The sequence below is a fragment of the Paenibacillus sp. 598K genome (genome assembly GCF_003851045.1).
Lineage (GTDB): Bacteria > Bacillota > Bacilli > Paenibacillales > Paenibacillaceae > Paenibacillus_D.
In genome coordinates, this window is the sequence record NZ_BFBX01000114.1 from 426 (window position 1) to 9,436 (window position 9,011).

Here is a 9,011-nt window from a genome sequence, read left to right on the forward strand (position 1 = left end):
ACTTGTGCCATTTTTCGCATAAGTCTGGCCGGGACGGCTGTTTCTGCCTTCACTTGTGCCATTTTTCGCATAAGTCTGGCTTAAACAGCCATTTTCGCCTTCATTTGTTCCATTTTTCGCATAAGTCTGGCCGGGACGGCCGTTTCCCGGGTTCACTGTGCGAATTAATACGAAAATAAAAGTCGGGATACGACTGATGCACCCGACTTATTTTCATTTCTGGGGGTGACAAGGCAGAAGCCTTGTCATGGCTGTTTTTCGCACTTGTGAGACCCAGACGGCAGCCCGGCCATGCCTTCCGCGCAGACATAGCCAACAGGGCCTGCCGCAGTATGCGACAGACCCTGGTTCCTGCGGCACTCCCTATTCACGGCTATACTGCGTTACTCCCTACTCACGGCTATGCTGCGTTACCCCTTGCTTACGGCTATGCTGCCACACTCTTGCTCACTGCTACGCTCGCTATGGCAGCACGACCTGATCGCCAGCTTTCAGCCCTTCGAGGACTTCGGTTTTGTCATCCATCTCCAGACCAGTCTTGATTGTCCTCTTCTCATACTGGCCATCGGGAGCGTTGAGCATGACATAGGTCTCGTCCTGCTCACGTGTGATCGCCAGCGTCGGCACGACGATGGCATTCTCCTTGCGTTGGGTCTCGATCTGACCATCGAGCGACAAGCCTCCGATCAGCTGACTGTCTGCAGGCAGCGCGATGATGACTTCGAATTGCGACGCCTGCGACAGATCTGCGTTGGCGCTCGACTTGGGGAATTTCGATACAGAGAGGATCGTGCCTGTCGTCTTGCGGTCCTTTTGTCCGCTCATCGCGACCTGCACCGTCATCCCCTCCTCGATCTGGAAGATGTACTGCTCCGAGACCGTCGTTACGAACTGCAGCGCCTCCGTGTTGACGATCTTGCCGATCATCTGCCCATCTGCCATGGCGCGGGACTTGGCGCTCGCTTCGTCGAGCAGGAATACGCCCGAGACCGACGCACGGACCGTCGCCTTGTTCATCGCCGCTGCCGTTTCCGCTTTTTTCTCCGCCAGCTCCTGCTCGCGCATCGCCATCGCCTCCTCATTAAGTCGCGCCGTCTCTTTTTTGCTCTCTCTGGCGATGAATGCCTGCTTGCGCTCCTCCCCGCTGCCTCCCATCGTCTCGGAGGCCTTGTCCGCATCCGTGGTTTGCTGCTCATTCAGCTTTTGCAGCTTCGCGTCGAGACGTGCCTTCTTGAGCTCGGCTTCTATAGACTTCACTTCCTTTTGCAGCCCTGTCGTATCCAGCGTCAGCAAGACATCGCCTTTGTTGATCGTCTGTCCATGCTTCACTTTCCACTCCTTGACATTAGCCCCAAGCGGGGCGTACAGCTCGGTCTCCTCCGCGTAGACCGACTTGCCCTTCACTGTGAGCTTGGAGGAGATCGTCTCCTGTGTAACCTCGAGCACGATCGGCGCCATTTCCGGCTCCGGCTCCAGCGCCTCGCTATTGCTTTGCTTATATTTGGTGTAGCCATAGTATCCCCCGCCGAGCAGCAACACCGCCACTATCGTCAGCATCGACCATTTTTTGATGTTTTTCATTCCTCGATTGCCCCTCCATATGTAGAATCCGTCAGCCGTTTTTGATGACCTCCAGCGAATTGGTGCGCGATGCGCTGATCGCCGGGTAGATCCCGGAAGCGATACCTGTCACGAGCGAGAACGCTACGCCGACCGGCAGCGTGTCGGGCATGACCGTCAGCGGCGTCTCGCTCATCGCGAACAGTCCCGCAGCCGATATGCCCTCTACGACGCCATACGACAAGACGATGCCAGCGATTCCGCCCAGCAGCCCCAACACGGCAGCCTCAGCGATGAACAGTTGGCGAATCTGCCACAGATTGGCCCCGAGGATCTTCATGACGCCGATCTGGCGCCGCCGCTGATGCGTCGACATCGTCATCGCCACGAAGATCGACATCGAGGCCAGGAACAGGATGAACAGACCGATCCCTATGGCCATCTTTTTGAACTTTGCGAACTGCTCCTGAATCGCCTGCTCCTGGAACAGATTGCTCTGCGAATTCAAAAACAGCTTGGCCAGCTGATTTTCCACCTGCGGGACGTAGCGCTTATCCTCTACCTTCACCGTCAGCGTATCCAGCTTGATCAGCTCGGTCGGGCCGCCGCCCAACCCCAGCTGATCCTTCAGCATACCGGCGGTTTCGAGCGATACGTATACCTGCTTGTCATATCTGGCGTACTCCTCGCTTGTCCCTTCCTTGACCTGGAGCACGCCCCTCACCCGGAGCGGCGCGCTCGATCTGGCGGGAGCGGCAGCGCCTTCCAAGCCCATCATATCCCTGCGCAGCAGCACTTGCTGGCGGAACAGATCGGTGCGCACCTGATCCAGCTCATCCCACTTCATGTACAGCTCTTCGTTTTCCGGATCGGCGATCAGCTTGTCCAGCAGCTCCTTTTTGACCTGTCTCTCGAGCAGCCCAAACGACGCGCCGAAGCCCGCGACGATCGTATCCGACATCATCGAGATATCTCCTTGCTCGAACTTGTATCCGAAGTCAGAGAGCGCCGTCAGATCGGTGCCGATCAGCTGGACATTGGAGATTTTCCCATCGAGCGTGGACAGCTCCACCTGCGACAGATTCATCTGCGGCAGGACGGCGGTCACATGCGGCAGCTTGCGGATAATATCCAGCTTTTGCATCGTGATAGCTCCGCGATTAAAAGCCTCTCCTGATTCATCGCCCGCCGTCCTCGGCATCACTGTGATCTCGTCCATCTTGAAGTTGCGGTTCAGCTCCGCCAGACTATTGGCCTGCTGGGCAGCGCTGATGCTAATAGCAAGGATGATCGACGTACAGCCGATCGAAAGCCCGACCATACAGAGCAGGGTGACGATCTTACGCCTCCAGATCTGGCCCCAGGCCAGACGCATGAGATCCATCATTTTCACCTGTGGTCCCCCCCTGTTCCTTCGACCAGTCGCCCTTGACGCAGCGTGATGATCCGTCCCATCTGCTCGGCCACTTCCGCTTCATGCGTGACGACGATGAAGGTCATCTGGCGTTCAGCATTCAGTTGCTTGACGATGCCCAGCACCTCGTCCTCTGTCGTCGTATCGAGGTTGCCCGTCGGCTCGTCGGCAAAAATAACGGATGGCTCGGAGACGAGCGCACGGGCGATACTGACCCGCTGCTGCTGCCCTCCAGAGAGCTGGGACGGGAACATCCCATCCTTGTCTGCCAGACCGACCTGCTCGAGCAGCTCCATCGCCTTCTTCCGTCGCTTGTTGCCGGACACCCGTTGGAATACGAGAGGCAGCTCTACGTTTTCACGGACGGTCAGATTGGCGATCAGCTCGTACGATTGGAAAATGTAGCCGATGTTGCTGCGCCGATACTCGGCCAGCCGGTTTTCGTTCAGCTTGACGATGTCCTGACCGGCGATCAGGATTCGTCCTTCGGTTGGTTTCATAAATCCCGCCATCAGATGGAGCAGCGTCGACTTGCCCGAGCCTGAGCTGCCCAGCAAAGCGACCGTCTCTCCCTTGCTGACCGCTAAGTTAATCTTGTTCAGCACCCGGACCGTCTCGCCGGCGTTGCGGAACGCATGAGATACGTCTTCTACCTGAAGCATTAGCCAGCAACCCTTTCCTCACATGCTATGAAATGCCATTCCCTCTTATCTGCTCTCTAGCATAACGCGAAGATGTATCGGCGCACTGCAAGGATGTAACCAAAATGTAACAAAAAACGGGGAACAAAAAACCGCCAGGAAGCGTAGCTCCTCCTGACGGTATCGAATGGGGCAAGCCGACTTGCTCGGCTAACGGCACGCAGATCAGCTCGACCGGCAGTTAACCCGCTGGCTTACCAGCCGCTGATCGTAAATCGGTACAGCTCGGTACGTTCCAACACAGCGCTGCTTACAAACAGGTAATTGTCATATAGCTTGAGCTCGTACATATTGTCAATGTTGCGGTAGATGACCGTATCGGACATAAGCTCGCCATCCTCCAGATAGGCGACATGGAGCTCGTTGCGACTGTCCTGCTCGGTAAAGTAAGCCAAGCGTCCATTCTCGAGATTGATCGCATAATTGCGAATCTGCGCTTCCGTCAGCAGCTTGGCCGTACCCAGGCTCAGATCATACAAATACAGTCCCGATCTCCCCTCGTAAGCGCCGCTTAACAACATCATCCCGTCCTCTAATAGCGTAAACTGAAGACCGCTCGGATTGTTCATCAACTCCTCCGCCTGACTCATATCCTTCAGGTTGAGACGATAGATGCCGTACTTCTCCTCGTTCATAGCCATCATATAGAGGTACTCCTCCCCCTCGGGAGACTGCAGCGTCGAGATCGACTCGAAGTCGATGAACACCTGATCTGCCGAGGTGCCTGCTGCAGATGCGATCGCCTGGATAAGCTGCTCGTAACCGAAGGTCCATGAATCCCGGCTTGTGCCGTCGGGAAGCAGCTTCAACAGCTTGAACGTATCGCCACCAAAGGACAACATATACTGATCCCCGACGACTTGCAGGGGATTAACGGATGATGCAGGGGAAGGAACGGATTGCTTTTGTCGCCAGTTGTAGACGTATCTCTTGGATGAATCCCAATCCTCGCCATACTGAATGTAGATGACCTGCTGGTCGGGCCTCATCACGATGCCATAATCGACGTTGTCCGCAATGTCGCTGACTTCGCCATCCTCTATCTGCAACGCTGACAGCCTGATCCCGCTGAGCGCATCGGAGGAACGGTTGATCAGGATCGTCTGATGATCGGCCACCTCGAACGTATAGACCGGATAATCGAGCGGCAAGCGAATGACCGACTCGATTTTGAGCGCTCCCTCCGGTATAGACCGCAAGGAATCGCCAGCTCCCCCGTGCTCGATAATCGTCAGCGCCGGCTCCTGCGTGAACCACGAATAGACGCTGCCCATGCTATAGATACCGCCTGACATGATGATCAGCATGGCGCCCAGCAGGAAGCTGTCGCGTTGCTGGCGGAGCCATCGGCTAATGCTGTTCATGATCCACCTCCAACTCCGGCAGCTGGACCTCGGCCGTGCTGCCTTCCTGCAGTCGGCTGGTCATCGTAACCGTACCACCGTGATCCTCGACGATGGTTTTGACGATCGCGAGGCCCAGACCGGCGCTTCCTCGCTCGCCCGACTGGCCGCCACCGCGGAAGAACGGCTCGAACATCTGCTCCAGCACCTCGCCCGAGATGCCATCGCTGCGATCGTTCACGACCAGACAGCAGTAACCGCCCTCCCGCCAAGCTTTAACCGTGACAGTCGAGCGCACATGGCCGTATTTGATCGCATTGTCCAGCAGGTTGAGCAGCACTTCCTTCAGCTTGTCCCGATCGCCGCGCACGAACAGCTGCTTGTCTGCCTCATAACGGATGTCCATCTCATACTTGTCCGCCTTGATCTGCATATCCTCGCATGCTTCCGCGACCAGCTCCGAGAGGTCGACCTCATCCATCCGGTAGGCGCGCTCGATCGGCGCTGCCGCCGCCAGCTCGAGGATATCAGCGACCATCCGGTGCAGACGATTGCTCTCGCCGATAATATGATCCAGCCCCTTCTCAAAAAACACAGGGTCGTGGAACCCGTTGTCCTTGATAATCTGGGCATACCCCAAAATCGTCGTCAGCGGCGTCTTCAGCTCATGGGTGACGTTATCAAAAAATGCCTTGCTGCGCGCCTGCAGAAACCTCACCTCATCGCGATCCCGCTCAATCACATCGATCTGCGAACGGACCCGATCCACCATCACCTGGAAGCTGCGAGCCAACTCGCCAAGCTCGTCCCGTGTAGACGGCTGGATGACCACGTTCAGATTGCCCTCGGCGACCTGGACGGATCGACGAGTCAGATGGCGAATCGGCCTGGTGATCGCTCTCGCCATCCACACAGAAGCGATAAAAATAACGATGAACAAAGCGACAGCAAAGCCCTGCACGGTCGATTGAAAGCGCAAATTGCGTTGATACAGGTCGCTGTAATCCTTCTGCACCCGGACGATGCCGAGTCGGTTATCGTTGACCACTACCGGGAAGGACATCGTCGTCCAGATTCGGCCCTCGGAGATCGTCGTAATGTACGCGGATACCGATTGCACGGCGGCTGCCAGATCCGCCGACTCCACGCCTGGCGATCCGGCCGCCGAGCTGCTGAACGGCTTGCCCTCGCTAGTATAGATGGAGAGCGCCGCATTGACGACGGAGCCGAGCTCGCGCACGAGCCGCGTTCGTTCGGCTGCGAGCGAGGCGACGCTCAGTCTTTTGTTGCGGACGAGGAAATACTGGTTCATCGCAATATCCAGGTTGCTGCGGACATCGAGCATATCATCATGGATCATCCGATACATGTTGTTCTCCGTCACCTTGTAGGAGAAGAGCAGCATGGCAGACAGACCGACAAAGACGATCGTCGAGAAGAGCACGACCAGCTTGAACTGCAGGGACAGCTTCATCCCTTGACCCCGGCAGCCAGTCGATACCCGACGCCGAACACCGTCTCGATGATCGAGGCGACGTGCGGGGCGTCGAGTTTTTTGCGCAGCCGCTGGACATGGATATCCACCGTACGCGTATCGCCCGGAAAGTCAAATCCCCATACCTTGTCCAGCAGCTCGGCGCGCGTAAATACGCGGCGGCTGTGCTCGGCCAGGTAGAGGAGCAACTCATACTCCTTATGGGTCAAGGCGATCTTCTCTTCCCGAAGCCATACTTCCCGCTCCTCTCTCGCGATCGAGAGATGCGGGCCCAGGCGCAGCCATTTCTCGGTACGCGCCTCCTTCGTCTCGCTGATCTGATCGATCCGGCGGAAGATCGCGCGAATCCGTACGATCACCTCGCGAATATCAAACGGCTTGGTAATATAGTCGTCCGCGCCCAGCTCCATGCCAAGTACCTTGTCCACCATTTCCGACCTTGCGGTAATCATAATAATCGGAATTTTGTGCTCCACCGACAACGTGCGGCACAGATCGAAGCCGTTGGCATCCGGCAGCATCAGATCGAGCAGCACCAGGTCGGTAGGCGAGGCGAGCGCTTGCCGCATCCCGTCGGCGCCATCGGCCGCGCTGCGCACCTCAAAGCCTTCCTTGGTTAACGCGTATGCGAGCATATTGCGTATCGCTTCCTCATCTTCAATAATTAACACTCGTTTTTTGTCGGCCAATCGATACCTCTCCCCGAACAGTCGATATAAGTTACATTTAGGATACAAATGGGCGCAAGCATGAAACATTGCACAGCTACAATAAGGACATGACGGAAACGCCCTGCCCTTGGCCGGAATCATCGCCAAGGCAGGCTTCCGGCCAAAGGAGTGCGTGAACCGTGCTGGATCAAACGGTATTCAATACCTTATATTGCAACTATAAGGCAGATATCACCCGATATCTACTCAAAATAACTGGCAGTCCCGAGGAGGCGGAGGATCTGACGCAGGAAGCCTACATCCGGCTCTGGAAGATCAATCCGCCCGTCTCCGAGGAGATGCTGCTCCCCTACCTTCGCGTGATCGCCCGCAATCTGGCCATCGATGCGCTGCGCAGGAGCCAGAACGTCCGAGCCAAGGCGCACCGGCTGGAGCAGCCGGTGCTGCATCAGGATATCTATGCGATCGAGATCGAGGAGGGCGTCCGGGAGATCCTATCGCTGCTCCAAAGCGTCGACCAACAGCAGGTGCTGCAGCTACGGGTCGTACATGGATACTCGATCAAGGAGACCGCGAGGCTGACCGGCAAAAGTGAAAGTGCCGTCAAGATGCTGCAATTCCATGCTGCGCAGCGTATCCGCAGCCAAGCTGCTCAAGCGGATACGCGGCGCAGCTCCCGAAGCGCCCGTCCGCATCCTGGCGCCGCCCGGATCGCGCAATAGCTCAAGGGTACAAGCCTCAGGCCGCCTTGATGAGGTCCAAGTCAGCGCACTTGGCGATATGTGCGTTCAGCCGGGCCTCTAACCCCTTCTACGCCGACTCTCGTCCCCGCTACGCCCTCGACGACATCGAGCGCAGCTCGGTTGGCGAGAGGCCGGCGTATTTTTTGAATTGGCGATAAAAGTACGAGCTGTCGAGGTAGCCGACCTCACGAGCAATGTCCGAGGTCTTGAGCTCCGTGCGCAGGAGCAGCTGCGTCGCCTTCTCGATCCGATAGTGGTTGACGTAATCCGAGAAGCTCGTCCCGAGCTCCTGATGGAATAGCTGACCGAGATAGGTCGGGTGGATGTCCAGCGTCTGGCTGAGCGTCTTGAGCGACATATCCTCGGCATAATGGCGCTCGACCTGCTCCAGCAGGAAGGCGACATGCGGACTGTAGGCCTGTCCGGTCTGTCCCTGGCGCTCCCGGTCCTGACGCTCGCGCAGCGAGCTCGCCTGCGCCAGCACATGCTGCCGCAGCTCATCCAGTGTCGCCAGCTGCGGGATCGGCATGAACAGCTCGCTGTAGTCCTCCCCGCCCGCCATCTCCTGGATCGCCAGCATGAGGGCGATCGCGGCATTGACGTACGGCTGGCGCTCCAGCAGCGCTTGATCTGGCGGCGCGTCCAGGACGTCCAGGATATGTCGCTCGATCGCCTCGGCGTTGCCGTCGATGAGCTTCATCGTGAAGCCCTCGACATCGGGCAGTACTACCGTAGGTATAGTCGGCGCGCCTGTCCCAGCCTCGCCGCCCGCGACCGGGAGGGCGACCGCTACCTGGCGATCCGCCCCCATCAACAACTGCTCGTAATGCTGCATCGCCGAATCATAGCTGCTCTGGATACTGCCCGCTTGTCCCCAGGACGCGCCGAGCGAGGCCCATACCGGCAACTCCGAGCTCTCGTGCAGCCGCTGCGCGACGCTCGTCAGCAGCGCTTGCAAGTCCGCATCGGTCCGTCGCTCGGCCTCCAGCAGGACGACGATATCCTCGGCCAGATCGGTGAAGCAGACGAGGCCGGAGTCGCTGCCGAGCCGCTCCTCCAGCTCCCGCTCGGCAGCCTCGGCGAG

The 9,011-nt window shown here is 57.8% G+C and carries 8 protein-coding genes; 1 reads left to right on the forward strand and 7 read right to left on the reverse strand.

The genetic code is table 11. The features are described 5' to 3' along the window. Positions 1-462: 462 nt before the first annotated feature. From PA598K_RS27655 to PA598K_RS27680, 6 genes are all read right to left on the reverse strand, one after another. Positions 463-1,581 carry an efflux RND transporter periplasmic adaptor subunit gene (locus PA598K_RS27655; RefSeq protein WP_128660037.1) on the reverse strand — a complete coding sequence of 373 codons (1,119 nt, stop codon included), beginning with the start codon at positions 1,579-1,581 and terminating at the stop codon, positions 463-465. A 31-nt stretch (positions 1,582-1,612) separates the two neighbouring features. Further along, the gene (locus PA598K_RS27660) at positions 1,613-2,947 is read right to left on the reverse strand and encodes an ABC transporter permease (protein WP_260405647.1); all 1,335 of its coding nucleotides are present in this window, start codon (positions 2,945-2,947) and stop codon (positions 1,613-1,615) included. 2 nt (positions 2,948-2,949) lie between these two features. Beyond that, a complete protein-coding gene (locus PA598K_RS27665) occupies positions 2,950-3,636 on the reverse strand; it encodes an ABC transporter ATP-binding protein (protein ID WP_128660039.1) in 687 nt (228 codons plus the stop codon). A gap of 233 nt (positions 3,637-3,869) precedes the next feature. Continuing rightward, positions 3,870-5,039, reverse strand: a complete 1,170-nt coding sequence (locus tag PA598K_RS27670; RefSeq protein WP_128660040.1) for a hypothetical protein — start codon at positions 5,037-5,039, stop codon at positions 3,870-3,872. Continuing rightward, positions 5,026-6,492: a sensor histidine kinase gene (locus tag PA598K_RS27675; protein ID WP_128660041.1), complete on the reverse strand. Its 1,467-nt coding sequence runs from the start codon at positions 6,490-6,492 to the stop codon at positions 5,026-5,028. The genes PA598K_RS27670 and PA598K_RS27675 overlap by 14 nt, the downstream gene beginning before the upstream one ends. Next, on the reverse strand, positions 6,489-7,202 hold the full coding sequence (locus PA598K_RS27680; protein ID WP_260405646.1) for a response regulator transcription factor: 714 nt from the start codon (positions 7,200-7,202) through the stop codon (positions 6,489-6,491). The genes PA598K_RS27675 and PA598K_RS27680 overlap by 4 nt, the downstream gene beginning before the upstream one ends. A 161-nt stretch (positions 7,203-7,363) precedes the next feature. Between PA598K_RS27680 and PA598K_RS27685 the strand changes: the two genes are divergently transcribed. Next, positions 7,364-7,906 (forward strand): RNA polymerase sigma factor, encoded by a 543-nt coding sequence (locus PA598K_RS27685; RefSeq protein WP_128660043.1) that lies wholly within the window; start codon positions 7,364-7,366, stop codon positions 7,904-7,906. A 109-nt stretch (positions 7,907-8,015) separates the two neighbouring features. On the opposite strand, the gene PA598K_RS27690 is transcribed toward PA598K_RS27685, so the two are convergent. Then, positions 8,016-9,011, reverse strand: a 996-nt coding sequence (locus PA598K_RS27690; protein WP_185602266.1) for a helix-turn-helix domain-containing protein, incomplete at its 5' end; no start/stop codon positions are given.

Coding starts and splice junctions, on each gene's coding strand:
- PA598K_RS27655 (WP_128660037.1), bottom strand. CDS start 1,581: ATGAAAAACATCAAAAAATGGTCGATGCTGACGATAGTGGCGGTGTTG.
- PA598K_RS27660 (WP_260405647.1), bottom strand. CDS start 2,947: ATGATGGATCTCATGCGTCTGGCCTGGGGCCAGATCTGGAGGCGTAAG.
- PA598K_RS27665 (WP_128660039.1), bottom strand. CDS start 3,636: ATGCTTCAGGTAGAAGACGTATCTCATGCGTTCCGCAACGCCGGCGAG.
- PA598K_RS27670 (WP_128660040.1), bottom strand. CDS start 5,039: ATGAACAGCATTAGCCGATGGCTCCGCCAGCAACGCGACAGCTTCCTG.
- PA598K_RS27675 (WP_128660041.1), bottom strand. CDS start 6,492: ATGAAGCTGTCCCTGCAGTTCAAGCTGGTCGTGCTCTTCTCGACGATC.